Source organism: Psychrobacter sp. 1Y11, from assembly GCF_052259045.1.
Taxonomy (GTDB): domain Bacteria; phylum Pseudomonadota; class Gammaproteobacteria; order Pseudomonadales; family Moraxellaceae; genus Psychrobacter.
In genome coordinates this window covers 13,516-39,988 of the sequence record NZ_JBQQER010000012.1, presented here as the reverse complement: position 1 = coordinate 39,988, position 26,473 = coordinate 13,516, and the positions used below count along the sequence as shown (strand labels likewise).

General features: G+C 42.7%; 34 protein-coding genes. 30 read left to right on the top strand and 4 right to left on the bottom strand.

The window, feature by feature from the left end; translation table 11 throughout:
• Positions 1-6: 6 nt before the first annotated feature.
• From rplX to rplQ, 16 genes are all read left to right on the top strand, one after another.
• Positions 7-324: a 50S ribosomal protein L24 gene (gene rplX, locus ACTXGJ_RS10625; RefSeq protein ID WP_317200609.1), complete on the top strand. Its 318-nt coding sequence runs from the start codon at positions 7-9 to the stop codon at positions 322-324.
• 21 nt (positions 325-345) lie between these two features.
• On the top strand, positions 346-882 hold the full coding sequence (gene rplE / locus ACTXGJ_RS10620) for a 50S ribosomal protein L5 (RefSeq protein ID WP_439244089.1): 537 nt from the start codon (positions 346-348) through the stop codon (positions 880-882).
• 12 nt (positions 883-894) lie between these two features.
• The gene (gene rpsN, locus ACTXGJ_RS10615; RefSeq protein ID WP_439244090.1) at positions 895-1,200 is read left to right on the top strand and encodes a 30S ribosomal protein S14; all 306 of its coding nucleotides are present in this window, start codon (positions 895-897) and stop codon (positions 1,198-1,200) included.
• Positions 1,201-1,211: 11 nt separating this feature from the next.
• Positions 1,212-1,610, top strand: coding sequence for a 30S ribosomal protein S8 (gene rpsH / locus ACTXGJ_RS10610; protein ID WP_025644385.1), 399 nt, complete (start codon positions 1,212-1,214; stop codon positions 1,608-1,610).
• 262 nt (positions 1,611-1,872) lie between these two features.
• Positions 1,873-2,406, top strand: coding sequence for a 50S ribosomal protein L6 (gene rplF / locus ACTXGJ_RS10605; protein ID WP_439244092.1), 534 nt, complete (start codon positions 1,873-1,875; stop codon positions 2,404-2,406).
• Between the two features lie 11 nt (positions 2,407-2,417).
• Positions 2,418-2,768 (top strand): 50S ribosomal protein L18, encoded by a 351-nt coding sequence (gene rplR / locus ACTXGJ_RS10600; protein WP_443565945.1) that lies wholly within the window; start codon positions 2,418-2,420, stop codon positions 2,766-2,768.
• Between the two features lie 2 nt (positions 2,769-2,770).
• Positions 2,771-3,286, top strand: coding sequence for a 30S ribosomal protein S5 (gene rpsE, locus ACTXGJ_RS10595; RefSeq protein ID WP_439244093.1), 516 nt, complete (start codon positions 2,771-2,773; stop codon positions 3,284-3,286).
• Positions 3,287-3,306: 20 nt separating this feature from the next.
• A complete protein-coding gene (rpmD, locus tag ACTXGJ_RS10590; protein WP_010196714.1) occupies positions 3,307-3,486 on the top strand; it encodes a 50S ribosomal protein L30 in 180 nt (59 codons plus the stop codon).
• On the top strand, positions 3,486-3,926 hold the full coding sequence (gene rplO, locus ACTXGJ_RS10585; RefSeq protein ID WP_439244095.1) for a 50S ribosomal protein L15: 441 nt from the start codon (positions 3,486-3,488) through the stop codon (positions 3,924-3,926). The genes rpmD and rplO overlap by 1 nt, the downstream gene beginning before the upstream one ends.
• A gap of 19 nt (positions 3,927-3,945) precedes the next feature.
• Positions 3,946-5,277, top strand: coding sequence for a preprotein translocase subunit SecY (gene secY, locus ACTXGJ_RS10580; RefSeq protein ID WP_439244170.1), 1,332 nt, complete (start codon positions 3,946-3,948; stop codon positions 5,275-5,277).
• Between the two features lie 31 nt (positions 5,278-5,308).
• Positions 5,309-5,425 (top strand): 50S ribosomal protein L36, encoded by a 117-nt coding sequence (rpmJ, locus tag ACTXGJ_RS10575; protein ID WP_025644371.1) that lies wholly within the window; start codon positions 5,309-5,311, stop codon positions 5,423-5,425.
• A gap of 267 nt (positions 5,426-5,692) precedes the next feature.
• Positions 5,693-6,049 (top strand): 30S ribosomal protein S13, encoded by a 357-nt coding sequence (rpsM, locus tag ACTXGJ_RS10570; RefSeq protein WP_149490921.1) that lies wholly within the window; start codon positions 5,693-5,695, stop codon positions 6,047-6,049.
• Between the two features lie 20 nt (positions 6,050-6,069).
• Positions 6,070-6,459: a 30S ribosomal protein S11 gene (gene rpsK, locus ACTXGJ_RS10565; protein WP_025644368.1), complete on the top strand. Its 390-nt coding sequence runs from the start codon at positions 6,070-6,072 to the stop codon at positions 6,457-6,459.
• Positions 6,460-6,507: 48 nt separating this feature from the next.
• Complete coding sequence (gene rpsD, locus ACTXGJ_RS10560) at positions 6,508-7,149, top strand: 30S ribosomal protein S4 (protein ID WP_439244097.1); 642 nt, start codon at positions 6,508-6,510, stop codon at positions 7,147-7,149.
• A gap of 81 nt (positions 7,150-7,230) precedes the next feature.
• Entirely contained in the window at positions 7,231-8,238 is a 1,008-nt protein-coding gene (locus tag ACTXGJ_RS10555; RefSeq protein ID WP_439244099.1) for a DNA-directed RNA polymerase subunit alpha, read from the top strand.
• 19 nt (positions 8,239-8,257) lie between these two features.
• Positions 8,258-8,617 (top strand): 50S ribosomal protein L17, encoded by a 360-nt coding sequence (gene rplQ / locus ACTXGJ_RS10550; RefSeq protein WP_439244100.1) that lies wholly within the window; start codon positions 8,258-8,260, stop codon positions 8,615-8,617.
• 83 nt (positions 8,618-8,700) lie between these two features.
• Here the strand turns inward: rplQ and ACTXGJ_RS10545 are convergent, their stop codons facing one another.
• The gene (locus ACTXGJ_RS10545) at positions 8,701-9,321 is read right to left on the bottom strand and encodes an L-threonylcarbamoyladenylate synthase (protein ID WP_439244101.1); all 621 of its coding nucleotides are present in this window, start codon (positions 9,319-9,321) and stop codon (positions 8,701-8,703) included.
• A gap of 137 nt (positions 9,322-9,458) precedes the next feature.
• Entirely contained in the window at positions 9,459-10,172 is a 714-nt protein-coding gene (locus ACTXGJ_RS10540; RefSeq protein ID WP_443565944.1) for an elongation factor P hydroxylase, read from the bottom strand.
• A gap of 200 nt (positions 10,173-10,372) precedes the next feature.
• Here ACTXGJ_RS10540 and ACTXGJ_RS10535 point away from each other — a divergent pair, with 200 nt between their 5' ends.
• The 6 genes from ACTXGJ_RS10535 (at position 10,373) to lysM (ending at position 14,823) form a co-directional block, all read left to right on the top strand.
• Positions 10,373-10,966: a YceD family protein gene (locus ACTXGJ_RS10535; protein WP_443565943.1), complete on the top strand. Its 594-nt coding sequence runs from the start codon at positions 10,373-10,375 to the stop codon at positions 10,964-10,966.
• 289 nt (positions 10,967-11,255) lie between these two features.
• On the top strand, positions 11,256-11,438 hold the full coding sequence (gene rpmF / locus ACTXGJ_RS10530; RefSeq protein ID WP_025644354.1) for a 50S ribosomal protein L32: 183 nt from the start codon (positions 11,256-11,258) through the stop codon (positions 11,436-11,438).
• Positions 11,439-11,869: 431 nt separating this feature from the next.
• Entirely contained in the window at positions 11,870-12,844 is a 975-nt protein-coding gene (fabD, locus tag ACTXGJ_RS10525; protein WP_439244104.1) for an ACP S-malonyltransferase, read from the top strand.
• The gene (fabG, locus tag ACTXGJ_RS10520; protein WP_439244171.1) at positions 12,835-13,569 is read left to right on the top strand and encodes a 3-oxoacyl-ACP reductase FabG; all 735 of its coding nucleotides are present in this window, start codon (positions 12,835-12,837) and stop codon (positions 13,567-13,569) included. Before fabD ends, fabG begins: the two co-directional genes overlap by 10 nt.
• Before the next feature lie 268 nt (positions 13,570-13,837).
• Entirely contained in the window at positions 13,838-14,077 is a 240-nt protein-coding gene (acpP, locus tag ACTXGJ_RS10515) for an acyl carrier protein (protein ID WP_025644348.1), read from the top strand.
• Positions 14,078-14,313: 236 nt separating this feature from the next.
• Positions 14,314-14,823: a peptidoglycan-binding protein LysM gene (gene lysM, locus ACTXGJ_RS10510; protein ID WP_439244106.1), complete on the top strand. Its 510-nt coding sequence runs from the start codon at positions 14,314-14,316 to the stop codon at positions 14,821-14,823.
• Positions 14,824-14,945: 122 nt separating this feature from the next.
• Here lysM and queG read toward each other — a convergent pair whose 3' ends face one another.
• Positions 14,946-16,109: a tRNA epoxyqueuosine(34) reductase QueG gene (gene queG, locus ACTXGJ_RS10505; protein ID WP_443565942.1), complete on the bottom strand. Its 1,164-nt coding sequence runs from the start codon at positions 16,107-16,109 to the stop codon at positions 14,946-14,948.
• Positions 16,110-16,294: 185 nt separating this feature from the next.
• Here queG and ACTXGJ_RS10500 point away from each other — a divergent pair, with 185 nt between their 5' ends.
• The gene (locus tag ACTXGJ_RS10500; RefSeq protein WP_443565941.1) at positions 16,295-18,085 is read left to right on the top strand and encodes an NAD(P)H-hydrate dehydratase; all 1,791 of its coding nucleotides are present in this window, start codon (positions 16,295-16,297) and stop codon (positions 18,083-18,085) included.
• Between the two features lie 40 nt (positions 18,086-18,125).
• Here ACTXGJ_RS10500 and ACTXGJ_RS10495 read toward each other — a convergent pair whose 3' ends face one another.
• The gene (locus ACTXGJ_RS10495) at positions 18,126-18,617 is read right to left on the bottom strand and encodes a DUF4124 domain-containing protein (RefSeq protein WP_439244110.1); all 492 of its coding nucleotides are present in this window, start codon (positions 18,615-18,617) and stop codon (positions 18,126-18,128) included.
• Between the two features lie 1,045 nt (positions 18,618-19,662).
• Between ACTXGJ_RS10495 and ACTXGJ_RS10490 the strand changes: the two genes are divergently transcribed.
• From ACTXGJ_RS10490 to ACTXGJ_RS10460, 7 genes are all read left to right on the top strand, one after another.
• Complete coding sequence (locus ACTXGJ_RS10490) at positions 19,663-21,375, top strand: acetolactate synthase 3 large subunit (RefSeq protein ID WP_439244173.1); 1,713 nt, start codon at positions 19,663-19,665, stop codon at positions 21,373-21,375.
• On the top strand, positions 21,375-21,872 hold the full coding sequence (gene ilvN / locus ACTXGJ_RS10485; protein ID WP_439244112.1) for an acetolactate synthase small subunit: 498 nt from the start codon (positions 21,375-21,377) through the stop codon (positions 21,870-21,872). The genes ACTXGJ_RS10490 and ilvN overlap by 1 nt, the downstream gene beginning before the upstream one ends.
• A gap of 167 nt (positions 21,873-22,039) precedes the next feature.
• Positions 22,040-23,056, top strand: coding sequence for a ketol-acid reductoisomerase (gene ilvC / locus ACTXGJ_RS10480; protein WP_439244114.1), 1,017 nt, complete (start codon positions 22,040-22,042; stop codon positions 23,054-23,056).
• A 347-nt stretch (positions 23,057-23,403) separates the two neighbouring features.
• Positions 23,404-23,829 carry a hypothetical protein gene (locus tag ACTXGJ_RS10475; protein WP_439244116.1) on the top strand — a complete coding sequence of 142 codons (426 nt, stop codon included), beginning with the start codon at positions 23,404-23,406 and terminating at the stop codon, positions 23,827-23,829.
• A 260-nt stretch (positions 23,830-24,089) separates the two neighbouring features.
• Complete coding sequence (locus tag ACTXGJ_RS10470) at positions 24,090-24,302, top strand: cold-shock protein (RefSeq protein WP_439244118.1); 213 nt, start codon at positions 24,090-24,092, stop codon at positions 24,300-24,302.
• Positions 24,303-24,647: 345 nt separating this feature from the next.
• Positions 24,648-25,241, top strand: coding sequence for a DUF421 domain-containing protein (locus ACTXGJ_RS10465; RefSeq protein ID WP_439244120.1), 594 nt, complete (start codon positions 24,648-24,650; stop codon positions 25,239-25,241).
• 332 nt (positions 25,242-25,573) lie between these two features.
• The gene (locus tag ACTXGJ_RS10460; protein WP_439244122.1) at positions 25,574-26,323 is read left to right on the top strand and encodes an electron transfer flavoprotein subunit beta/FixA family protein; all 750 of its coding nucleotides are present in this window, start codon (positions 25,574-25,576) and stop codon (positions 26,321-26,323) included.
• The last annotated feature ends 150 nt before the right edge of the window (positions 26,324-26,473 follow it).

Sequence of the window (26,473 nt, the reverse complement as noted above, 5' to 3'; positions counted from 1 at the left end):
TAACCCATGGCTAAATTACGTAAAGGCGATACAGTTATCGTGATTGCTGGTAAAGACAAAGGCAAGCAAGGTACTGTACAAGCTGTTAAAAACGATCGCATCAAAGTTGAAGGCATTAACATCGTCACCAAACATCAAAAGCCAAATCAGGCGACTGGTGTTGAAGGTGGTATCGTTAAGCAAGAAGCCTTTTTGCATATTTCAAATGTCGCAATTTTAAATGCGCAAACCCAAAAAGCAGACCGTATTACTTATCAGACGAATGATGAAGGCGTTAAACAACGCGTTTATCGCTCAAACGGTGAAGTAGTGGCGACTGCGTAAGACACTAAGGGTGTAATAGTAATGGCAAGATTAAAAGCTTTATATAACAATGAACTTAAGCAACAGATTCAAAAAGAAATCGGTGTAGAAAATGTGATGCAAGTGCCTAAAATCACTAAAATCACATTGAACATGGGTGTCGGCGGCGCATCACAAGATAAGAAATTACTTGAAGGTGCCGTAGCAGATATGACCGCTATTGCTGGTCAAAAGCCTGTGGTTACCAAAGCACGCAAATCAGTTGCTGGTTTCAAAATTCGTGAAGAGTGGCCAATCGGCTGTAAAGTAACGCTTCGCGGTGAGCAAATGTACGAATTTTTAGATCGTCTCATTGCTATTGCGATTCCTCGTATTCGTGACTTCCGTGGTTTTTCACCTAAGGCTTTTGACGGACGTGGTAACTACTCATTGGGTATCAAAGAGCAAATCGTATTCCCAGAAGTAGATTTTGATAAGATTGATCGTATCCGTGGTATGGATGTGACAATTACTACGTCAGCAAGCTCTGATGAAGAAGGTCGTGCGTTACTCAAAGCATTCGGCTTCCCATTTAAATAAGGTAAAGACGTTATGGCAAAGAAGAGCATGATCAATCGCGAATTAAAGCGCGAAAAAATGGTTGCTAAATACGCTGAAAAGCGTGTGAAGCTAAAAGAAACTATCAGTGACATGAACGCAAGTGATGAAGAGCGTATGGATGCGATGTTAGAGCTACAAGCTCTGCCACGCAACTCATCGCCAGTACGTTTACGTAATCGTTGTGCTATCACTGGTCGTCCTCATGGCTATTTCCGTAAGTTTGGCTTATCACGCAATATTCTGCGTGAGCGTGTCATGCAAGGCGATGTGCCTGGTGTTCGTAAAGCAAGCTGGTAAGGAGTAATCACATGAGTATGCAAGATACTGTTGGGGATATGCTAACCCGTATTCGTAACGCACAAATGGCTAATAAAGTGTCCGTAGCTATGCCAAGCTCAAAACTACGTAAATCTATCGCTGATCTTTTGGTTAGTGAAGGTTATGTAGCCAGCGCTGAAGTTAGCGAAGAAGCGAACAATAAAGCGACATTAACTATTGAATTAAAATACTTCGAGGGCAAAGCTGTCATCGAAACGATTCAACGTTATAGCCGTCCTGGTCTACGCCAGCATCGCGGCAAAGATAACATCCCTACTGTTAAGCAAGGTATGGGTGTGGCTATCGTTTCAACCAGTCAAGGTATCATGAGTGATCGTGCTGCGCGCGCTGCTGGTATCGGTGGTGAAATCGTTGCCTTTGTTGCTTAATCAGCATTTTTGCTAAGCAATAAAACGATAAAGTCTATTTGTATCTTATTAAGCTTACAGACTATTTTTTGAATAGCTGTAAGCCTGATATCACATCAGCACTTACTAATTATAAATTGATAGGTGTTAATCAAGATCAATTATGATAAACTAACACGCTTTTTAGCCTGTTAGTTTTTTCGCTATTATCCTAACTGAATTTAATTTATGTTTTGATGGTAGTCAGCTAACAGATGTTTTAATTTTTTTAAGGAATATTCCTATGTCTCGTGTGGCTAAAGCCCCAGTGACACTGCCAAACGGCGTAAGTGTTACTTTGAACGATCGGCAGGTCGAAGTGAAAGGCAAGAATGGTACTTTGTCTTTACACCTGCATGAATTGGTCGAGCTGAAACAGGAAGATGATGCTATCATTCTCTCACCTACAGTCGACTCAAAAGAAGCCATGATGCACACTGGCACCGTTCGCGCCTTGCTTAACAATCATGTTACTGGCGTTAGTGAAGGCTTCGAAAAACGCCTTCAACTCATCGGTGTTGGTTATCGCGCACAAGCTGCTGGCGATAAAGTAACCTTAAACGTAGGTTATTCGCATCCAGTAGAATATACATTGCCTGAAAGCGTGTCAGCTGAAACACCAACGCAAACTGAGATTGTTTTGAAATCAAACAATAAACAGCAGCTTGGTCAAGCAGCGGCTAATATCCGTGGTTTCCGTCCACCAGAGCCTTACAAAGGTAAAGGTATTCGTTATAGTGACGAGAAGGTGATTCGCAAAGAAGCCAAGAAAAAATAAGGTGAGAGGACATGTTTGATAAAAAAGCAGCTCGTCTGCGTCGAGCTAAGAAAACCCGTGCACATATCCGTCATTTAGGCGTTAATCGTCTAACGTTAAACCGCACGCCAAAGCACATCTATGCCCAGATTATCTCTCCAAACGGTGGTGAAGTGATCGCTCAGGCATCTACCTTAGACAGCAGCTTGCGCTCAGGCGCGACTGGTAACGCTGATGCAGCGACGTCTGTAGGACAAATGATCGCAGAACGCGCAAAAGCAGCTGGCATTACTAAAGTTGCCTTTGACCGTAGTGGTTTTAAATATCATGGTCGAGTAAAAGCTTTAGCTGAAGCTGCTCGCGAAAATGGATTGGAGTTTTAATCATGGCTAGAAACGATAGAAATGATAAAAATGAACAAAGCGATGGTTTAGTAGAACGCCTAGTTACCGTTGATCGCGTTGCAAAAGTGGTTAAAGGTGGTCGTATCTTCTCTTTCACTGCTTTGACAGTAGTGGGTGATGGTAATGGTCGCGTTGGTTTCGGTCGTGGTAAAGCCCGCGAAGTGCCTGCTGCTATTCAAAAAGCTTTAGAAGCAGCAAAACGCAATATGATTACGGTTGAGCTAAACGAAGCTACCTTATATCATCCGATCAAAGCACGTCATGGTGCGAGTAAAGTCTTTATGCAGCCTGCATCTGAAGGTACTGGCGTTATCGCTGGTGGCGCAATGCGTGCGGTATTAGAAGTTGCTGGTGTCAAAGATGTTTTGACTAAATGTTATGGTTCTACCAATACCGCCAACGTCGTTCGCGCGACATTTAACGGTTTACGTGATATGTCAACTCCAGAAAAGATGGCAGCGAAACGTGGTAAATCTGTAGACGAAATCTTGGGTTAACTTAGACTAGGTGAGTTACGATGAAAAAAATGAAAGTCACTCAATTTAAATCAGGTGCCCATCGCCTCAAGAGCCACAAAGCGAGCTTGAAAGGATTGGGTTTACGCCGTATTAATCATACTGTAGAAGTTGAAGATACTCCTTCAACCCGTGGTATGGTCAATCGCGTCAACTACATGGTAAAAGTGGAGGAAGCGTAATGGGACTTAGATTAAACGAATTATCACCAGGTGTTGGCGCGAAAAAAACCGCCCAGCGTCGTGGTCGTGGTATCGGTTCAGGTCTTGGTAAGACAGGTGGCCGCGGTGTTAAAGGTCAAAAATCACGTTCAGGTTCTAGCATTCGTTCAGGATTTGAAGGTGGCCAAATGCCTTTATATCGCCGTCTACCTAAATTTGGCTTTACCAGTAAAATGGCAATGACTACCGCTGAGGTACGTTTGTCTGAGCTGAATAAAGTTGAAGGCGATGTGGTTAGCTTAGAAACTCTAAAAGCAGCTAATCTTATCCGTCACGACATGAAACGTGCCCGTGTTATGCTATCAGGTGAAGTTACTAAAGCTTATACCTTTAAAGGTATCAAAGTAACGAAAGGCGCTAAGCAAGCAATCGAAGCTGCTGGTGGTAGCATCGAGGAGTAGTAACGTGTCAAAACAATCAATGACCTCAAGTGGTATTCCGCTCAATCCTTTTGCTTTTATACGTAAGTATGATGAGCTTTGGACGCGTTTGTTATTTTTGATCGGCGCATTGATTGTTTATCGTTTAGGGTCGCACATTCCGGTACCGGGTATTAACCCGGTTAATTTGGCAGATCTGTTCTCGCGTAACGAAAACACTATTTTGAGCATGTTCAATATGTTCTCAGGTGGAGCGCTTGAACGTATGTCGATTATGGCACTAGGTATCATGCCTTACATTTCAGCGTCAATTATTGTACAGATGATGTCCGCAGTTGTACCTTCGCTTGAAGCCCTCAAAAAAGAGGGGGAGGCAGGTCGACGCACGCTGAACAAGTATACCCGTCAAGGGACGCTTGCTTTAGCGCTAGTGCAGTCATTAGGGATGTGTGCCGGTTTGATCAGTCAAAATCTGACTTTATCTAGCGGTTTGACTTTTTATATTCCTGCTGTGACCTCACTGGTTGCAGGCGCTATGTTCTTAATGTGGCTTGGTGAGCAGATTACAGAGCGCGGCGTAGGTAACGGTATTTCAATGTTGATTTTTGCGAGCATTGTTGCCGGTACGCCAGGTATGATTTCTCAATCTATTGAACAGGTCAATCAAGGGCAGATGAACTTGATTGTACTTTTTATCTTTGTGGTATTAGGCATCGCGGTGACCGCGGGTATCGTTTATATCGAACGTGCTCAGCGCCGTGTCCCCGTAAACTATGCGCAAAAGCAGCAACAAGGTCGCAAAATTTATGCTCAGCAGCAGTCGCATTTGCCGCTGAAATTAAATATGGCAGGGGTTATTCCTGCTATTTTTGCCAGCTCCTTGTTATTGTTTCCAGCGAGTTTAGGACAATGGGTTGGTCAATCTGCTGATCCTACTTTTACCCAAAAGATATTACAAAATATAGCGTTAGTGTTGTCTCCTGGACAGCCGCTGTATTTGGTACTGTTCGGCGCGATGATTATCTTCTTCTGCTATTTTTATACGGCATTAGTTTTTAGTCCACGCGAGGTTGCTGAAAACCTTAAACGTAGTGGTGCGTATATTCCAGGTATTCGCCCCGGACAACAAACTCAGCGTTATCTTGACCATGTCTTAAATCGACTGACCTTCATAGGCGCGATGTACATGACGGTTATTTGTTTGATGCCGATGGTCGTTCAATCCTCATTTGGTGTGCCGTTCCAACTTGGTGGTACGTCGCTACTGATTATGGTGGTTGTGGTAATGGACTTCATTTCGCAAATTCAAGCGCATTTGATGACCCATCAATACCATGATCAGACGTTAATTCAATCGCCCACTCAGTCATAGAAGAGTGCGGTGGTTATTCAAGGAGCATTCCATGAAAGTTCAAGCCTCAGTAAAAAAGATTTGTGGTAGCTGCAAAATTGTACGCCGTAAAGGTCGTGTACATGTTATCTGCACAGCAGAACCGCGCCACAAGCAACGCCAAGGTTAATTGATAACTTGTCATGGCTCTAAGCCTAAGCAGTTTATTAAATTAATACTTGAAAAAAAGTGGCGGATGCGATATCATCCGCCACTTGCCGTAGTTCATACCAGAAACTTTTATTGCTTTTGCTTTAATGCTATTTTTATTGTTTGTTAATGCCAATAAAAGTTTTAAAGCAGAAAAAATAGCAGTTCGGTATTAACAGCAACAAATCTGAAAAAATGCGCTATTTATGATGAATAATGCATATTTTTCTTTAATGGAGAGAAATCAATGGCTCGTATTGCCGGCGTAAACATTCCGGATAATAAGCATGCTGTTATTTCACTAACTTACATCTTCGGTGTAGGTCGTACCACTGCTCAGAAAATCTTAGAAGCAGTTGGCATTGCCCCTACTACTAAAGTCAGTCAGTTAGATGATACACAGTTAGATGCTATCCGTGCACAAGTTGCAGAATACATGACTGAAGGTGATCTTCGTCGTGAAGTGTCAATGAATATCAAGCGTTTGGTTGATCTAGGTTGTTACCGTGGCATCCGTCATCGTCGTAACTTACCTGTTCGTGGTCAAAATACCAAAAACAACGCTCGTACTCGTAAGGGTCCGACACGCCCTCTCAAAAGATAATTAACTTAGGAAGCTAAAAGATGGCTAAAGACACTCGTAGTCGCAAAAAGGTGACTCGTCGTTCAGTATCGGAGGGCGTTGCCCATATCCATGCGTCTTTTAATAACACCATTGTAACGATTACCGATCGTCAAGGTAATGCATTGGCTTGGGCCACTTCAGGTGGACAAGGCTTCCGTGGTTCACGTAAATCTACACCATTTGCAGCTCAGGTTGCAGCTGAAGTTGCTGGTAAAGCGGCGCAAGAATATGGTGTTAAGAATGTCGATGTTTTGGTCAAAGGACCAGGACCGGGTCGTGAGTCTGCGGTAAGAGCACTAGGTGCATTGGGTTATAAAATTAACAGCATCTCTGATGTAACCCCAATCCCACACAATGGTTGCCGTGCGCCGAAAAAGCGCCGCGTCTAATATTAGAGACGAAGCTTTTAATAATAAGAGCTTAAAGGAGACAGAACAATGGCCCGTTATATTGGACCAAAACTCAAATTATCACGTCGCGAAGGTACTGACTTAGGCCTTAAGTCTGGTGTTAAGCCGTATGATGTTAAAACAAAGAAAGCTGGTCGTCCACCTGGTCAGCACGGCGTTAGCCGTAACAAAAGCTCAGAGTATTCTCTACAGCTACGCGAAAAACAAAAAGTTAAGCGTATCTATGGTGTACTAGAGCGTCAGTTTGCAAACTACTATAAAGAAGCGGCGCGTAAGCGCGGTGCTACGGGTGAAAACCTACTAGCTATGCTTGAGAGTCGTTTGGATAACGTGGTATACCGCATGGGCTTTGGCTCAACTCGCGCTGAAGCACGTCAGCTAGTCAGCCATCGCACCGTTATGGTAAAAAGAGCTGGTCGTGATGAGTTTGTTCGTGTGAACATTCCATCGATCCAGTTGCAAGATGGTGATGTCATTGCTATTCAAGAGAAGTCTCGCGAACAGCTACGTATCAAAAACGCTATTGAACTAGCGTCACAACGTGGCATTCCAGAATGGCTTGATGTTGATAACAGCAAACTACAGGGCACGTTTAAGCATGCTCCAGATCGTATTGATCTACCTGCTGAAATTAACGAAAGCTTGATCGTTGAGCTATACTCTAAGTAAGTAACGTACTGCTCAATGTTATGTCTATAGCATTGAGCCATTAACGTTAATTAATCCAGATAAACAAATCGAGGTGACATCATGATGCTAAATGCAACTGAGTTTCTAACGCCGAATGCCATTAACGTGGATACGGTTAACGAGACGATTGCGAAAGTCACGCTCGAACCGTTAGAACGCGGCTTTGGTCATACCTTAGGGAATGCCCTGCGTCGCATCTTGTTATCTTCATTACCTGGTGCTGCAGTCATTGAAGCTGAGATTGATGGTGTTGACCATGAATACTCAACTTTAGAGGGTCTGCAGGAAGACGTGCTTGACTTGCTTTTGAATTTAAAAGGCTTGGCATTGACGCTTCATGACCAAAATGAAGTATTCTTGACCTTGGATAAACAAGGTCCAGGCACCATTACTGCTGCAGATATTGACTTGCCGCACAATGTAGACATTATTAACCCAGATTTAGTATTGGGTACATTGAGTGAGCGCGGTCATCTTAAGATGCGTTTGCGTGTAGTAATGGGTCGTGGATATGAGCCAGCAAATCAGCGCCGTGAAGATGGTGATACCAAAGCAATTGGTCGCTTAAAGCTTGATGCAAGCTTTAGCCCTGTGCTTCGTGTTGCCTATCAAGTAGAGAACGCTCGTGTTGAACAGCGTACTGACCTTGATCGTCTCATCATTGAGCTTGAAACTAATGGCACTATAGATCCAGAAGAAGCAATTCGTAAAGCGGCCACTATTTTACAACAACAGATTTCTATCTTTGTTGATTTAGAAGCTGAAGAAGCGCCTGAGCCTGTGAAAGAAAAAGAAGAGGTCGATCCTGTGCTATTGCGCCCTGTGGACGATCTTGAACTAACGGTTCGCTCAGCCAACTGCTTAAAAGCTGAAAACATTTACTATATCGGTGATTTGGTACAACGTTCAGAGACTGAACTTCTAAAAACCCCAAATCTTGGTAAGAAGTCATTAACCGAAATCAAAGACGTTCTTGCGTCTAAAGATTTAGAGCTTGGGATGCGCCTAGATAACTGGCCACCAGCTGACCTGCGGGTTGATGATCGCTTCTCTTATCGCAGCCGTTAAACATTAAGGATATTTGACTATGCGCCATCGTAAGAGTGGAGTCAAGCTGGGTCGTACCGGCAGTCATCGTAAAGCAATGTTCCAGAACATGACTAACTCATTATTTGAGCATGAACTGATCAAAACAACTTTACCTAAAGCTAAAGAATTGCGCCGCGTTGCCGAGCCATTAATTACTTTAGCAAAAGAAGATAGCGTTGCTAATCGCCGTTTGGCATTTAGCCGTATGCGTAGCAAAGCTATGGTAGGCAAACTATTTAGCACGCTAGGTCCTCGTTATCAAGCGCGCCCAGGTGGTTATCTACGTATCGTTAAATGCGGTCACCGTGATGGTGATAATGCGCCAATGGCTTATGTAGAGTTAGTTGATCGTGACTAATCTATAAGCAATCTGAATGTTATATAAAAAAGCGCCAATTGATTGGCGCTTTTTTGTGTTTAATCGTTTTGAGCTTGTATGATTTAAAGGAGCAAATCACTCACGTCAGCCGCGCCTTGTCTGATAATATCAGGTTGACTGTTGGTCATGTCAACGATAGTGGTCAGCTTCGTGGTTTTAATGCCGGCATTAATTAGGCCATCGACTTGATTATCTAACAGCTCTTCGATATCGAAAGGGTCATCTAAGATGTCATCACGGTCAGGTAAAATAAGTGAGCTAGTCAAGATAGGCTCATCCATCGCTTCCAGTAATGCTTGCGCGATAGGGTTGCTCGGTACGCGAATACCAATGGTCTTTTTCTTCGCGTGTGCCAATTTCTTAGGAACGTCTTTGGTGGCATTTAAAATGAAGGTGATAGGAGCAGGGGTGTGTGCCTTGAGCTGTTTGAATTGGATATTATCAACCGTGGCGTAAGTGGCAATCTCGCTTAGGTCACGGCATAATAAAGTGAATTGATGCTTATCGTCAAGAGCGCGTATATGTTTCAGTTTTTCTAGCGCGTCTTTCGCTCCCAAACGACAGCCAAATGCATAGCTCGTATCGGTTGGATAGATGATGAGCTTATCATCACGCAGCATAGCAGCGGCTTGTTCAATAAGCCGAGGTTGCGGATTTTCCGGATGAACATACAGCGTTTGCATAATGGCTCCTCGTTTATTGTTTTTCTCATTTACATTAAATAAATGGTTATTCAATACACAGTATAAAATCAAAAAGGTTTTAGATAGTAGTAGCGAGACGTTACAAATGATGGTAAATCGTTAAATGACTATTGTTATTAATAAGTCAAATGACTGTCTTTATTCATAAATAGGCCCAAAAGTGTTTTTAGTAAGGTTTGAGCATCTCTAGGTAAGCTTTGCGGCTGAGCAATATAGCTTTGCGCTTGCCGATAGACGTCACTGGCAAAAGTGCTGTGACTGCTATCAAAATCAGCGAATAGATTATCTTGGGAGACTTGAAAAGGCCGCTGACAGGCTAAGGTAAATAAGCACTCTAAAGCTTGCGGTTTGATCTCTAAGCGCTCAAACGCGTGCTGCTGAGCTTCACTACGACCGTCAGGGGCGTACCAGTAACCAAAGTCGCTAAGTTGCCGACGAGCCTTGCCTGCGATACACCAGTGGCTGATCTCATGCAAAGCACTATTAAAAAATCCATGTGCGAATTCAATACGAGCCAACTCGCCGTTATGCGCTGGAAAGTATTCAGGCTCATGACCACCGCGTACCAGTTGTACTTGCTGATCGATAAATAGCTGATTAAATAGCTGCATTAAAGCTGTAGTGGCTTTATCATCGTCTTCCAGTCGCTTTAGATCATTAGCGTCAAAGCCATTGAGATTGGTCTCAAGACTGTTGTTACTCAAGCTAGGCAAACGACCTTCATCCATAGCTAAGCCATTGAGCGCCGCTAATAGTGTATCTGCGTCATCATCAGTCAACAGAGTAGAAAATTCAGGTTGAGTATCAGTTGTAGGAATTTGTAATGTCATAAAAATAATTATATAGAAAAATAAATCGTAAAATTAGTGCTAAAAGACTAAACATAACGGGCAAAAGAATAGCTGTCAGGGCTAATGAATCGCAGTTTTTACGCTGCAAAAACAGTAACATACTAGCTCTAGTGTCCTAGCGCGCTTTCGGTTAGTATGGCAAGCAATATTATACCCCATTTTGATCAGCGAGGCCGCTTATGTCACCTTCTCAAACTAACTCTGTATCAAAGGCTGCTACTAATGATAATCAAGCGCCATCTCTTGCGCGTATACCTGAATATATTTCTTTAACTAAATGGGAAGATACTGGCTTTGAATGGCAAGGTGAGGTTGATCCTACCTCCTTTGAGCGCTTAGCCACCTCATTGACGGATGAGCATCAACAAGCTAATTTGCCACTGCACACGCATCTATATCGTCGTAATAATGTTTTACATTTATCCTTTGAGACAAAAGGCGAGGTATGGCTGCCTTGTCAACGCTGTTTGCAGCCCGTAGCTACGGCTCTGACCGATGATTATGATATTGCGCTGTTAGATGATGAGAGTCAGGCAAGCTCAATGGATGAAGAGCAAGACTATTTGCTCCTTGAGGAAATAGTTGACAACCAGACCCCTGAGCGCCTACTACCGCTTAAGAAGCTTATTGAAGATGAGCTGCTGCTCAAGATGCCTTTAGCACCAAAACATGATGATTGTGAAATGAGTGTTGAGCAGTTTGGAGAAATTCCAGAAGAAGAAGAGAGCGAAAACCCTTTTGCTGCTTTATCAGCGCTCAAAGGCAAGCTGTAGTCTTTTTTAGGCATAGGGATAGAAGAGTTTGTCACAGGGCTTTATTAATTTGACAAACCCGCGTATAATATCCCGTTTATTGCATTCTAGTAAGTCGCTGTTGGCCGCTAACCCTATCGTAATCTAAGGTTTAGTTAGACTCAATCGGCAAGTAATATAGATAGCAAACTCATTAATTTAGTACTGTGTTAAGTTTTCGTGGTTGATGTTTGATAGATCATAAGCTTAAGTCAGTATCGATTAAAGCTGAATTTTAAGCTTACCTTTTTTTAAGTATAGGAGCTATATCATGGCTGTTCAAAAAAGTCGTAAAAGCCGTTCTCGTCGTGACATGCGCCGTTCACACCACCGTATGGAAGTGGCTGAGCTTAGCGTAGATGCTACTACTGGTGAAAAACATCGTCGTCATCATATGACTAAAGACGGGTTCTATCGCGGTCGTCAGTTGTTCAAAGTTGCTCAAGACGCATAATCTATTGTTTAATAAGTAAACACATTAAATATAGTAGCTAGCTATAATGATGATAGCTGCTATTAATAATGATATTTACTGTTGAACCAGAAGATTATAAAAAAGCCAAGTTATCTTGCTATCCTACATTGTATAGCGCGGTGGCTTGGCTTTTTGTTATCTGAAATTTGATAAATTATTAACTGGTTAAGTCTATCTTAATAGCTTGTCTTTAATCGATGCAATTCATCATAGTTATAATGCTCTGAGTACAGTTGTTAACTATGATAATGAAGCTGAGCAGTGTATAGTTTGCTCATGGTTATTTTGAATCACGAATAAACAAGTTATTAATACAGACGATGAGCGGCTAAAATCAGTTATGATAACTAGAATGTTTATTATATTTGCTTATTGTTAAAAGCGCTTTTAATCACTAAGGAATATTGGCTATGGCATTAACGCCTGATACGATAACAACAAAACCCCGTATTGCAATTGTCTTTCCTGGGCAAGGTGCGCAAGCAGTCGGTATGACCGCAGAGCTCAGCGAGATTTATCCGCAGATTCGTGATACTTTCGCTGAGGCCAGCACCGCGCTGGGAGAGGACTTGTGGGCGATTTGTCAGGATGAAGAAAAGCTAAACCAGACGCAATATACTCAGCCAGCTCTATTAGCTGCGAGTATCGCCATTTGGCGTATCTTACAAGAAAAGCTGACTGAAGCGAATATTGCTCCTTGCTACTTAGCAGGGCATTCTCTTGGAGAGTACAGCGCATTGTGTGCTTCTGGAGTGCTTAGTTTCGCTGATGCAATACAGCTAGTACATACACGTGGTCAGTTAATGCAAGAAGCAGTCGCCGGTATCGATACCGCTATGGCGGCGGTATTGGGTCTCGAAGATAGCCGCGTTAAAACCTTATGTGAGCAAGCGACTGAGCATGTGGACGACGCTATCGTCAACGCTGCAAACTTCAATAGTCCGGGGCAAGTGGTAATCTCAGGCAATGCTCTTGGCGTTGCTGCTGTCATCGACAAAGTACAAAATACGGGCAAAAAAGCTATTCCTCTTAAAGTAAGCGTGCCTTCGCATTGCGCTTTAATGGAACCGGCTAGCCAAGCGCTAGCTGAAGCTTTGGCAGCTATTAATTTTGATCAAGCGACGATTCCGGTTATTCAAAACCGTCATGCACGGGTTGAAACCAGTTCACCCGGCATTAAGCAAGCTTTGACTGAGCAGCTCAGTGAAGCAGTGTTATGGTCAAAGACTATGCAAGAGCTCGCGGATAAACAAATCAATATTCTAATTGAATGTGGCAGCGGTAACGTACTGAGTAATTTGGCCAAGCGTCAAGCGCAGCCTATTACGAGCTATCCAACGGATAAGCCTGCCCGCCTTGATAAATTAGTGGAGGCATTATCATGAGTCGCACGATTACTTTAGTTTCTGGTGCTAGCCGAGGCATAGGCAAGGCTGTTGCCAAACGCTTTGCAAAAGAAGGTCACTTTGTCATTGGTACCGCAACGACTGAGAAAGGGGCCGCCCTTATTGATGATTATTTGCATGACTCTGGCGGTATAGGCCGTGTGTTAGATGTCCGCGATCCTGAGCAGATTGATAAGCTGTTTGAAGAGATCGAGAGTGTTTATGGCGCCGTACAAGTATTGGTCAATAACGCAGGTATTACCAAAGATGGCTTACTGATGCGCATGAAAGATGAGGATTGGGAAAGTGTTATTGATACTAACCTCACCTCCGTATACCGTATGAGTAAACGTGCGATTCGCGGTATGATGAAAGCGCGCCGTGGCCGTATTATTAATATTAGCTCAGTGGTCGCCAAGATGGGTAATGCTGGACAATCCAACTATGCAGCGACTAAAGCAGGTCTGGAAGGTTTTAGTCGTACTTTAGCGCGCGAGATTGGCTCACGACAAGTCACTATCAATTGTGTGGCGCCTGGTCTGATCGAAACAGATATGACCGATGAGCTTGACGAGCGGCTACTCAACTCTATGTTAGATGCTGTACCTATTGGCCGCTTAGGTCAACCAGAAGATATCGCCGCTGCCGTACTGTTTTTAGCAGGTGATGAGGCCAGCTATATCACAGGAGCGGTCATTCCAGTCAATGGCGGCATGTACATGTAATAAACAGCACAAAAAAGCTAAATACTAAAAGATTACATTAGCACTATAAAAAATTGTGTGAACGAGTGTAAACTCTAATAAATGCTGTTATAATAACGGACACTTTTAGGCCAAACCCCTGTATTATAGCAATTGGTTACTCGGGCTAAGACTGACAACGATATTGGGTTATCTGTACCAGCCCTCACTATCGTAGTCCAACCGAGTCCTTAACACCTTAGATAATTGCTATAATTCTCAAATTGATAGACACCAAGGAGTACTCTACATGAGCAATAATGATATTGAGCTAAGAATAAAATCTGCCGTAGCAGAGCAGTTAGGTATGAATGTTGAAGATATCAAAAATGAAGCTTCTTTCATGGAAGACTTAGGCGCTGATTCTTTAGATTTAGTTGAGCTAGTCATGTCTTTTGAAAGTGATTTTGGTATCACTATCCCTGATGAAGACTCAGCAGAGTTGACTACAGTGCAAAAAGCCATTGATTATGTACAAGCTCAGCTATAATTAGGTTTTTTTAACCTGTCATTAGCTAATTGTTACGCCGTTTATCTTAATAGATAAGCGGTTTTTTTTTGTTTTATGTTTGCTATCGTAAACTGGTAGCATGTTTAGCTTATCTTCTAAATGACATAAGTTTTCATAAGCTTAACATTACTCAACATACCGCTACTACCCAAAGCTATTGTCTTTGTTATACTCATTAAGTACACAACAAACAATAATATTTAAGGAGTAATTAGATGGGAATGTTCAGTTTCGCAAAAGATATTGGTGATAAAATTTTTAATCGTGATGATGACAAGCACGATGCAAAAAAAGAAACAAAAGCAGATGCCAATACCCCAGTAAAAGATAGCGAACCATCGGCTCAATCGGTGGCCAATATTTTACTGCGCCGTATTCAGCAGCAGAATTTGCAAATCAGCAATCTGAAAGTCAAATATAATGGTTCTACTGATACCGCTGAGATCAGTGGTAATGCAAAGACTCAAGCGGATCGCGAAAAAGCCATTATCGCTATCGGTAACGTACAAAACGTGGCCAAAGTTATTGACAATATCGATATCGAAGAAGATGCACCAGAATCGACGATGTATACGGTTAAATCAGGGGACAGCTTATCTAAAATCGCACAAGACGTTTATGGCTCATCGAGTGATTATATGAAAATATTTGAAGCCAATAAGCCTATGTTATCTGATCCAGATAAAATATATCCCGGTCAAGTACTACGCATCCCTAAGCCATAATAATGTTTTTAGTTAGAATTTAGCTAATATAATAGTTAACGATAGATAGTACAAAGACGCCTTTTACATAGTAAGAGGCGTTTTTTCTTACGTTTGTTTTGAAGTAGAACGGTTACTATCGGCTAGTTTGCTAATCTAATAACTTGCTCTTCTATAGCCCAGTGTATATGCTCGTCCAATATGTCATTGTGCACACCAAGCTTGGATTTTAATTGCTCGATATTATTTTTTCTAGCGTTAGCATTGCCTAGGCCGATAGCGATATTACGTAGGAAGTTCACGTAGCCTGTACGCCTAAGCGGACTGCCTTGCGTGTATTGTAAAAAATCGGCTTCGCTCCACTGCCACAGCTCAAGCAGACTACTGCTATCGAGTTTGTGCCTTGGAGCAAAGTCCTCAACGGTCGTAATCTTGGCGTAACGATTCCACGGGCATATTAGCTGACAATCATCGCAGCCAAACACGCGGTTACCAATAGCACGGCGATATTTAACATCGATAACACCGTCATGCTCAATGGTCAAATAAGAGATACAAGCTGCTGCATTAAGCTCATGCGGAGCTACGATTGCCTTAGTAGGGCAGATATCAATACAAGCCTGGCAGCTACCGCAATGCGCTGTAATCGGCTGATCATCAGGCAGCTCTAGACTAATGAACAGCTCGCCTAATACAAAAAAAGAACCGGCTTGTTTATTGAGCAGTAACGTATGCTTACCGGTCCAGCCCAGTCCAGCTGCATCGGCGATGGGTCTCTCAAAAATAGGCGCAGAATCACTAAAAGGCCGAAAGACGAAGTCGTTATCTGCACCGATATCAGCTCCAATCGCTAAATGCCTCCATTCCGGCAGCATCGCTTCTATTCTCAGAGCCAACTGTTTGAGGCGACTACGCATGGTCTTGTGATAGTCGCGCCCGCGAGCATAGCGCGCGATAATACCCTGATTTGGGCGATCCTCATCTTCAACGGTGCGCGGTTTAGGGGCATCAGTCAAGTAGTTCATACGCACACTAATAATAGTCTTAGCGCCTTCTACTAACTGTTCAGGATGAGCGCGTAGATGATGGTTGCCATGCATAAACTGCAACTGCCCTTCATAACCTTTGGCGAGCCAAAGCTGCAACTGTTCAAGCTGCTGCGCAAACAAAGGATGCTGTACGGATATAAATCCGCAATCTGCGAACCCTAAATCCTGCGCTTGCGCTTTAATCCACTGCTTTATCTCTTTAGGTGAGGTAAAGGTAGGTTGGTCAGTGCTAGGTATCAGGGTGGGAGATGATTTCATAGGCTAAGATAATTGGCTGAGATAGAGGGATGAGTGAACGAGTTCTAGAAAGCTATTATGCCATGACAAGCGAGCTAACCCAAAAAAGATAGCACAATACTGATGATATCCATACAGAAGCCGTCGCCGGCATTTGCTACCCTTATTAGCATCTCTTTGTACTCTAAACCATATAAGGATTATTTATGTCTACCACTAAAGAGTTGCTTTCGAGTTCCGCAACGATGCCCATCGCTTTGTATAACAGCCAGCAAGTCTATGCTATGGAGCAAGAATGGTTTGCCAAAGGCTATAGCAGTTTTGCTCTGATGCAGCAGGCGGCTTGGCAGATGACGCAGCGTATTATAAACATCGAAGATAGCATGCAAAGTAAAAAAAACCGCTGGCTGAGTTATGATAATGTTCACCTCGCTACTCAGCAGTACAATAGAGGTAAACGCGCCATTATTTGGGTGGGACGAGGTAATAATGGCGGTGATGGTTGGCTGATTGCTTTATATTTGCAGCAAGCGGGCTGGCAAGTCAAAGTCATGACTGTTGGCATGACAGCTATCGACAAGGGCGATAATTATAACGCTAAAAATAGCGAGAAGGAGACAGAGCAGATCAGTGATGCCCTTAAAGCCCAACGCTTGGCATTAACCAGTGGTTGCTCTTATCTATGTTTTGAAGACCAGGGGTTTGAAGATCAGGAGTTTGGTGAAGGTAACTTATCCAGAGCTGATGTCTATATCGATGCTATCTTCGGTATCGGTCTGGATCGCGCACCAACAGGTATTTATCAGCAAGCGATTACCACTTTTAATCAACTGACTGAGTGTGACCGTGCTTTGGTGGTGGCGGTAGATATTCCTAGTGGTCTTGTGGCCTCAACAGGGCAAGTATTTGATCATTTGGCAATACGCGCTGATATTACTTTATGCCTTGTCGCGCGCAAGCTAGGCTTACATACCAAAGATGGTAAAGATTATACTGGTGAAGTTTTGGATATCCCGCTCATACCTATCAGCTCCATAACGCCTGTAGCTACTTTATTGAAGACCGCTTACGCCTTAGCGCCGCGCCAGCAAAACAGCTATAAAGGCAGTTATGGTCACGTTCTAGTGATAGGTGGCAACCGTATAGACGGCTCGCAAGGCATGGGCGGTGCGGCAATTTTATCCGCTTCTAGTGCGATGGCAACTGGAGCTGGCAAAATAACAGTAGCCTGCCATGACGCTTTTCATGGGGCGTTACTGACGTCATTACCTGATGCAATGACTATCGATCTGCACGATGTTAAGGGTGTCAAAACCTTGATTAAAGATGCTAGCGTTATCGCTATAGGCATGGGACTTGGCCGAGATGATAAAGCCAAAGACTTATTTGTCGTTTATGTTACCGCTAGCATTGAAGCAGATAAAGCTATGGTCATCGATGCGGATGGCTTATACCATTTGGCGACTTTGCAGAGGGAGAAGCATAACTTAATTAAAAAGTTAAAGGCGCACAGCAATCGGCATAAAGTGTACTTAACACCGCATAGTGGTGAGGCGGCGAGACTGTTAGATAAAAAGATTAGCGAAATAGAAGAAGATCGCTTAACCGCCATTAAGCACGGCGCTGACAAGTATGGCGGTGATTGGGTACTAAAAGGGGCAGGGACGCTGATATTAGAGCAGAATCTAAACGATAAACATAGTAAAGCTAAATCGAAAGTTTATGTTTGCGCTACTGGCAATGCCGGAATGGCAACGGCGGGTATGGGTGATGTGCTATCAGGAGTATGTGCAGGACTGATAGCACAGTTGGATTTAGCTGATGAAGCGCGAAGTCTCAGACAGGCAGTGGTCATTCATGGCTTAGCAGGAGATACCTTATTGAAACTAGGTATGAATGATAATTGTCGCTCATCACTGTTGATAGGGCAGCGCGGCATGCAAGCACAAGATATGCCAGCCGCCGTTCGTCATGTGATCCAGGGCTTAGCCGTTTAGACTGCGGCAGCGTGGCCTAATTGTGAGCGTATAAAACGATTTAGCCACAATACTGGTTAATCGCTTGTTGTACTCGCTCGCGCTTAAGCTCAATCTCACGGCTATCTAAGTATTCGCGCTTACCACTAGCGTCCATCTCATAGATGCGTCCACCCACATTGAGATTGGTTAGGTTATTACGTAGCGATTGGCAGCGCTGAGCATTGGCATTGGCTTCTTGAGCTTTAATACGAGCCTCAAGCTGCTCAACTCGCTGTGCTTCAGCGTCTTTAGGAATAGTATCTGGACTGTCACTTGTTCTATTAGCCATTTGACCAGCATCGGTTTGGCGACCATCACTGCGAAACTCAATCATCTCGATATTTTTGCCATTTTGCGGAGGATGTTGGCTATATTTGATCTCCCCATGCGCTCCAATCGACTTATAAACCTGAATCGCATGACTGGCATTCATAGATAATAATAAAATACTGCAAGTCAGCAAGCCAAAAACAAGCTTAGAAGCGATAGTTGTCAAGGGGACGTAAGCCATTATCAGAATCCTTTTTGCCAATGAAAAAACAGGGAGTGTTTATCTATCGATATCTATATGAGTATCAAAGCCTAGCCACATTATACATAATTAAAAAAACTTAGCTCAATTTAATAAAAACCTTCAAAACATAATACCAAAGATTTTGTTTCAAAGGCTATTTTAAAACTTATAGTTGGGCTCGGGCTTCATAAGTTTCTCTTGACAATAATAACTAAAACAGTGACTATAATAACAGTTGGTCAGTGAGCGGCATTTATAATTTTGCCGTAGCACTTGAAAATAAAGTCTATTAGGATGCTTATCGGCGGCTTAATAGTTTTGTTTTCTTTGTGACAATAGCAAAGCAAGGATAGCGGTCATCTATTGGCCTATTGTTGTTTGTGCTATTTGTCTCCGGACTTATCGGTCTACAATGACTAAGATAACTTTATTATTTTTACACCTTTACCGACGCATCGGTTTGTTGCCATAAATAATGGCGTATGAATGTTACAAACTGATTTTGATGCTGCAAAATTTAAAGCTAGATAGCTTACGCAAAGACACTAAGACGCAATCGTAATAATGATTATTAGTGAGTTTAAACTCTTTTATCTTTGGTGATTAAGTGACCTATTAGCCTTTATTGTAGTAACGCTTTATTGGTATTTGGTTAGTACTTGAATAATAGAAAGCCTCTTTTATAGATGCACTCGCATCTAGTCATCATATATCGATATACCTCCTCACAAAACTGACCTTAAAATGGCTGTGTTCAAGTAGCAAGCTGCTTTATGCTTTTTATAAAGCCGAGCTGTTTTTGCATAGTGAGTAGATACTCTTCTATGGACAAAGATAAGCACAATCTTGGGTAGTAGATTAAAGCATATAAGTTCTTATGCCCTGATCTATACTCATAAAAGCTGCATCTGCGCTGTAAATAAAGGTGATGATAGTGACGCAAACTACGCAAAGTCCGAATATGACCGGACACACGCAAACGGCTAACGCCGCCAAACATTTTGAAGAAAAGCAGCAGCAGCTTGCTGAGCATGAGCCTGTCATGCTCTCTGGTGCTGAGATGCTGATACAAGCGCTAACTGATGAAGGCGTCAAGTATATCTTCGGTTATCCCGGTGGCGCGGTCCTACATATCTATGATGCCCTGTTCCAACAGGAAGCTATTGAGCACATCTTAGTGCGTCATGAGCAAGCGGCCGGCCATATGGCCGATGCCTACTCGCGAGTGACGGGTAATACGGGTGTTGTACTTGCAACTTCAGGCCCAGGCGCGACCAATACAGTAACGGCTATTGCTACGGCCTTTATGGACTCAGTGCCGATGGTAGTGATCTCAGGGCAGGTACCTAGTAGCCTAATCGGTGAAGACGCATTCCAAGAGACTGACATGGTTGGCGTCTCGCGTCCAATCGTCAAACATAGCTTCCAAGTGCGTCATGCTAGCGAAATCCCAACCATCGTCAAAAAAGCCTTCCATATCGCAAGCTCAGGTCGTCCGGGTCCTGTCGTTATCGATGTGCCAAAAGACATGACAGCGCCAAGCGAAAAATACGTTTATGAGTACCCAGAATCGGTATCAATGCGCTCTTATCAGCCTTCACAAAAAGGTCATGGCGGTCAGATCAAACGAGCGGTTGAGACTTTATTAGCTGCGAAGCGCCCAGTAGTCTACTCAGGGGGTGGCGTAATTTGGAGTAACGCCTATGAGGAGCTTCGCGATCTTGCGCATCGTCTGAATCTACCCGTAACCAATACACTGATGGGCTTGGGTGCTTTTGATGGTACTGACGAGCAGTTTCTAGGGATGCTCGGTATGCATGGTACTTATGAAGCCAATATGAGTATGCATCACGCTGACGTTATCCTCGCAGTAGGCGCACGTTTCGACGATCGTGTTACCAACAATGTCAAAAAATTCTGCCCGAATGCGACGATTATTCATATCGATATCGATCCGGCTTCTATCTCAAAGACTATCTTCGCTCATATTCCTATCGTTGGTGATGTCAAATCCGTCTTGACTGATATGCTTGAGAGCGTAGGGAATGATAAGGAGCTTGATCAGCCTGCATTAACTGATTGGTGGTCACAGATAAATGAGTGGCGTAAGCGTCATGGCCTACGTTATGACACGAGCACTGAAAACGGTATTAAGCCGCAAAGCGTGGTACAAGCTTTAGATAAAGTAACCAATAGCAACGCTATTATCACAAGCGATGTCGGTCAGCATCAGATGTTTGCTGCCCTTTATTATACCTATAGAGAGCCGCGTCAATGGCTAAACTCAGGTGGCCTTGGCACAATGGGTGTGGGTCTGCCTTATGCTATGGCAGCTAAGCTGGCTTGTCCAGATCGCGACGTGGTGTGTATCACCGGCGAAGGCTCTATTCAGATGAATATCCAAGAGCTATCGACTTGCTTACAGTACAATCTGCCCGTCAAAATCTTGAATATCAATAATGCGCAGCTTGGCATGGTTAAGCAGTGGCAGGACATGCTATATGAAGGTCGTCATGCTCAGTCTTATATGAATTCTTTACCCGATTTTATAAAACTCGCTGAGAGCTACGGGCATGTCGGTATAAAGATTACCGATCCTGAAACCATGGAAGCACAAATAGCAGAAGCTATGGCGATGACTGATAAGCTAGTATTTATCGACGTCTATGTTGATCGTAATGAACACGTCTATCCGATGCAAGTTGCCGGACAGACAATGCGTGATATGTGGCTAACCAAAGGAGAGCGTACTTAATGCAACAACCACATCTGATCTCGGTATTAATGGAAAACGAAGCAGGGTCGTTGTCGCGATTGGTCGGCTTATTTTCGCAGCGCGGCTATAATATCGAAACCTTGAACGTCGCCCCAACCGATGATTCCACTATCTCGCGTTTGACGCTAACGACGATTACTTCTCCAGAAAAAATAGAGCAAATTACTAAGCAGTTGCATAAGCTCATTGAAGTCGTTAAAGTGCTTAACCTATCAGAAACGGTTCACGTTGAGCGTGAGCTGATGCTAATTAAAGTACGCGCGACCGGCAATGTCCGTGAAGAGATTAAGCGTAGCGCCGATATCTTTCGCGCGCAGATCGTTGATGTCAATGCTAGCTTATACACTATTCAAATCGTTGGTGATAAAGCCAAGCTTGACGGTTTCATCGACACTATTGGTCGTGAGCGCGTGCTTGAAGTCGTCCGCTCTGGCGTAATAGGCATTGCCCGCGGCGAAAAAACGCTAAGTGTATAAAAACTATTAAGTTTTGCTGTCTAAACTAACACTGTCAGTTATTACTATTTAAAAGGTGATAACTCAATATTCACAATAAGCTTATAGCGTACAATTATTAAAAAGATTGGCGATGCTATAAGCATTTACTAGCCATGGCTCTCCATGATTAAGGAAAAGGACTCTGTATGAACGTTTTTTATGATAAAGACTGTGATTTATCTATCATCCAAGGTAAAAAAGTCGCCATTATCGGTTACGGCTCACAAGGCCATGCTCACGCGTTAAACTTGCAAGATTCAGGCGTAGACGTCACAGTTGGTCTACGTGCCAACTCTAGCTCCAGAAAAAAAGCTGAAAACGCTGGGCTAAAAGTTGCAGAAGTAGCTGAAGCGGTAAAGGCCGCTGATGTAGTAATGATTCTGACGCCTGATGAGTTCCAAAAAGAGCTCTATAATAATGAGATCGAGCCGAATATCAAAGAAGGCGCAACATTAGCGTTCGCTCACGGTTTTGCGATTCACTATAATCAAGTGGAGCCACGCAGTGATCTTGATGTCATTATGGTCGCGCCAAAAGCGCCTGGTCATACGGTGCGTAACGAGTTCACTAAAGGCGGCGGTATTCCTGATCTCATCGCTATCTATCAAGATGCTTCAGGTCAAGCCAAGCAGTTGGCCCTATCTTACGCTGCAGGCGTAGGTGGTGGTCGTTCAGGCATCATCGAGACCACATTCAAAGATGAAACTGAAACGGATCTATTCGGTGAGCAAGCAGTCCTTTGCGGTGGCGCAGTAGAGCTAGTAAAAATGGGCTTTGAGACGCTTACTGAAGCCGGTTATGCGCCAGAGATGGCTTATTTTGAGTGCTTACATGAGCTCAAGCTTATCGTTGATCTGATGTATGAAGGCGGTATCGCTGATATGAACTACTCTATCAGTAACAACGCTGAGTACGGCGAGTATGTAACGGGCACCGAAGTCATCAATGAGCAATCACGCGAAGCGATGCGTAATGCGCTAAAACGCATCCAGTCAGGCGAGTATGCGAAAATGTTTATCTCTGAGGGCGCGACGAACTATCCGTCAATGACTGCCCGTCGTCGTAACAACGCTGAGCATCAAATCGAGATTACTGGCGCTAAATTGCGCGGTATGATGCCTTGGATCGGTGGTAATAAAATTATCGACAAAGATAAAAACTAAAACTCAATTCAATGAGTTATCTCTGTAGTTTTAAAGTCTGATTTTTGAGATTTTAGTTTTATTAAAAACATTAACCCATGTTATCAGCTTGATAGCATGGGTTTTTTATAAATAGAAGGTTTATAGGCGAGCAAAAGAGGTGTCTAATCTAGCAATGAGCTTGAAAACTAATTGGGATTGCCTCATATAAACACTCACCTTAGTCTTTGAACCTGTTTTTTATAAAGCACGATATATTATATAAAGGGTTACTGTATACCTCGTAACTGTTGACCTAAGCGCGTCTCTCTAGACTAAGCGTAAAATAAGCCAAAATTAAATCTCATTCCCAAATTATAGGTTGTGTTGTGCAATTATCAAATCTAGACTGGCTAACGCCGCAGTTCGCATATATTACTCTTAGCGCCGTAGTCGCTGTTCTGATTTGGATCGAGTGCTCAATGCTCAAGCGTAGTGACGGTAAGCTCCCTAAGTCAGCGCTCTTTAAGTTCAGCTCATTTGCAGATACCGCCTGGTTTTTTGTCTCAACAATCGCCTTATACGCCATAGATTTAGCGCCACTTGCTGTGGCTGTGCCAGCCGCTTATGGCATCTATACCGTCTTTGGCTGGATATATGGCACCCGACTGCTTAAGCGTAAAGGCATTCCAGACTCACCCTCAGATTTGGTCGTACCGGTTAAATATATAGCCTATAGCCAATCTTTTGCGCTGATATTCTTTGCTTTGTGCTTACTGGTATTAGCTTCTCCTTGGCTACCTATAGCAAATTAAATCTCCTTTATTATTTATGGACATAAGACTGACTCATTGGCAAGTAAAAGTTTACAAAAATTTCTAATTTAACCTGTTACTACTAATAAAAGCTGCTATAATCAAAGAATACTCGTAGGCTGTAAGCCAATAACTGTAAGCAATCGCTAAGATAAATTACGGTGTTTGGTTAAAGGTTTTCCTCCGAAGGTAGATGAGTATTTATCAATTAATCGGTGATGACCTATGTCTCACCAATCGTTTAAGAGTTAGGAAAAATTATGTCTGATAAAGTTGAAGGCACCGTAAAGTGGTTTAATGAAGCTAAAGGCTTTGGTTTCATCGCACAAGATAATGGTGGACAAGATGTATTCGCTCATTACAGCGCTATCCAAGGTAGTGGTTTCAAAACTCTAGCTGAAGGCCAAAAAGTATCATTTGTTTTAGGTGAAGGCCAAAAAGGTCCCCAAGCTGAGCAAATCGAAGCACTTTAAGTGTATTTCCTGTAAGTAACGACTGAGACTCAGTCAATCTTACTTGTAAATTTACACGCACAGATTACTATGTTGTGATAACAACAACCCTATTGTTTAGACTGTATAGCAAAAGCAACCTCTGATAAGGTTGCTTTTTTTTGTCTAAATTTTGGATGAGTTCTATAAGCGATTGTTGATAAATAGCTAAACGCTTTTTTGAAGAAACATCGTCTTTAAGAAACATCGTTACTTACCAATGTTCAACAGCTTAAGAGACATAATAAAAAGAAAGTAACAAGGAAAACTCGATTGATATCTTACAATGAGTGTCATCTATAAAGTCAAAACTACTTGGATAAGAATATGGACTGGCAAACTTGGTTTTCGATTGATTGGCAACAAGTTGTCGGCATAGCGCTGTCAGTCATGGGGTTTTATTTCTTTCTGATATTATTTACTCGCATTGTCGGCTTACGGAGTTTCTCAAAGTTATCGAGCTATGATCTAGCTATGACTATTGGTATTGGTAGTATTTTGGCTTCTACCGTATTGTCAAAATCGACTTCGCTACTTCAAGGCGTGTTCGCCATTGGTATGCTGTTCACGTTGCAAGCGCTACTTTCTATTGTTAGACGAAAGTTCAAATCCTTTAAAGCGCTTATAGATAATCAGCCTATTATTTTGATGGCGAATGGAGAGTATCTTTATAATAATTTAAAACAAGCAAAATTAAGCGAGAATGATATCAAGCAAATTCTTCGTAAAAATGGTATAAAATCTAAAACGGAAGTTTTTGCAGTAATTATGGAAACAACAGCTGATATAAGCGTCATAAAAACCAGTGATACAAGTCCTGACTGGTCACTATTTGATGATATTCGGGATAATAAAATCTTGGTAACAGCCTACGATAACGGCATTGAGCAGAAAGGTAGGGTTGAGATATTTTCGAAATAATAACAAAAAGTTAAGCAATTCGTTGGTGACTGATGCTATAAAGGGTACTAATAACAAGGCTTTAGAAAAAGTAGTAAGTCCATTATAATTTCAATTATAGTATTTATCCAAATGCTTATAAATTTATGACCCATTATTCACGGCGTCATCTTGACCTAAAAGCCTTGCTCACGCAAGATAGTCGGGTCTTATAAGCTAAGTGTAAACATTCATCACAGTTCAGCTTACTTACTATAGTGAACTTTGTGTCAAAGGTAAGATTAATAAAAGTAAGATTCATAATAGCCATCAATGAATGGCTTTAATTCATAATATTCATAAACGAGGAACGTATGAAAGCATTAGTCGCGGTCAAGCGTGTCATTGATTATAACGTAAAAGTTCGTGTCAAAGCCGATAATTCAGGTGTAGACTTATCAAACACTAAAATGTCTATCAACCCATTTGATGAAATCGCTGTAGAAGAGGCGGTACGCCTAAAAGAAGCAGGCGTCATTGATGAGATCATCGTCGCTTCAATCGGACCAAAAGAGTCACAAGAGCAGATCCGTGCAGCTCTAGCACTAGGTGCTGATCGTGGTGTACTTGTTCAAACTGACGAGAAGCCATACCCATTACAAGTGGCCAAAATCCTAAAGAATATCGCTGAAAGCGAGAGTACAGATATCATCTTGTTAGGTAAGCAAGCAATTGATGACGACAACAACCAAACGGGCCAGATGTTAGCGGCGCTAATGGGCGTGGGTCAAGGTACTTTCGCTTCAGAGGTCAAAGTAGAAGGCGACAAAGTAAACGTCACTCGTGAGATTGATGGCGGTCTGCAAACGGTTGCTTTAGATCTACCTGCTATTATTACTACTGACTTGCGTCTAAACGAGCCACGCTACGCTAAGCTACCAAACATTATGAAAGCGAAGAAGAAGCCACTTGACGAAAAAACGCCAGCTGATTTTGGCGTAGACATGGCCTCTAAGCAGCAGATCACTAAAGTTGAGCCGCCAGCAGAACGCAAAGCCGGTATCACTGTGAAGTCTGTAGATGAGTTGGTTGATAAGCTAAAAAATGAAGCTAAAGTAATCTAATTTAAACTATAGATTTGGCAGAGTGATAGGCATGAATTCTCTCAAAATATAACTTCTTATAAGTTTTCTTATAAGACAGAGACTAGAGAATAAGACGTATCACAGAAGCTGCCATCATAGATATTAAAGCACATAAACGATTACGCGAAT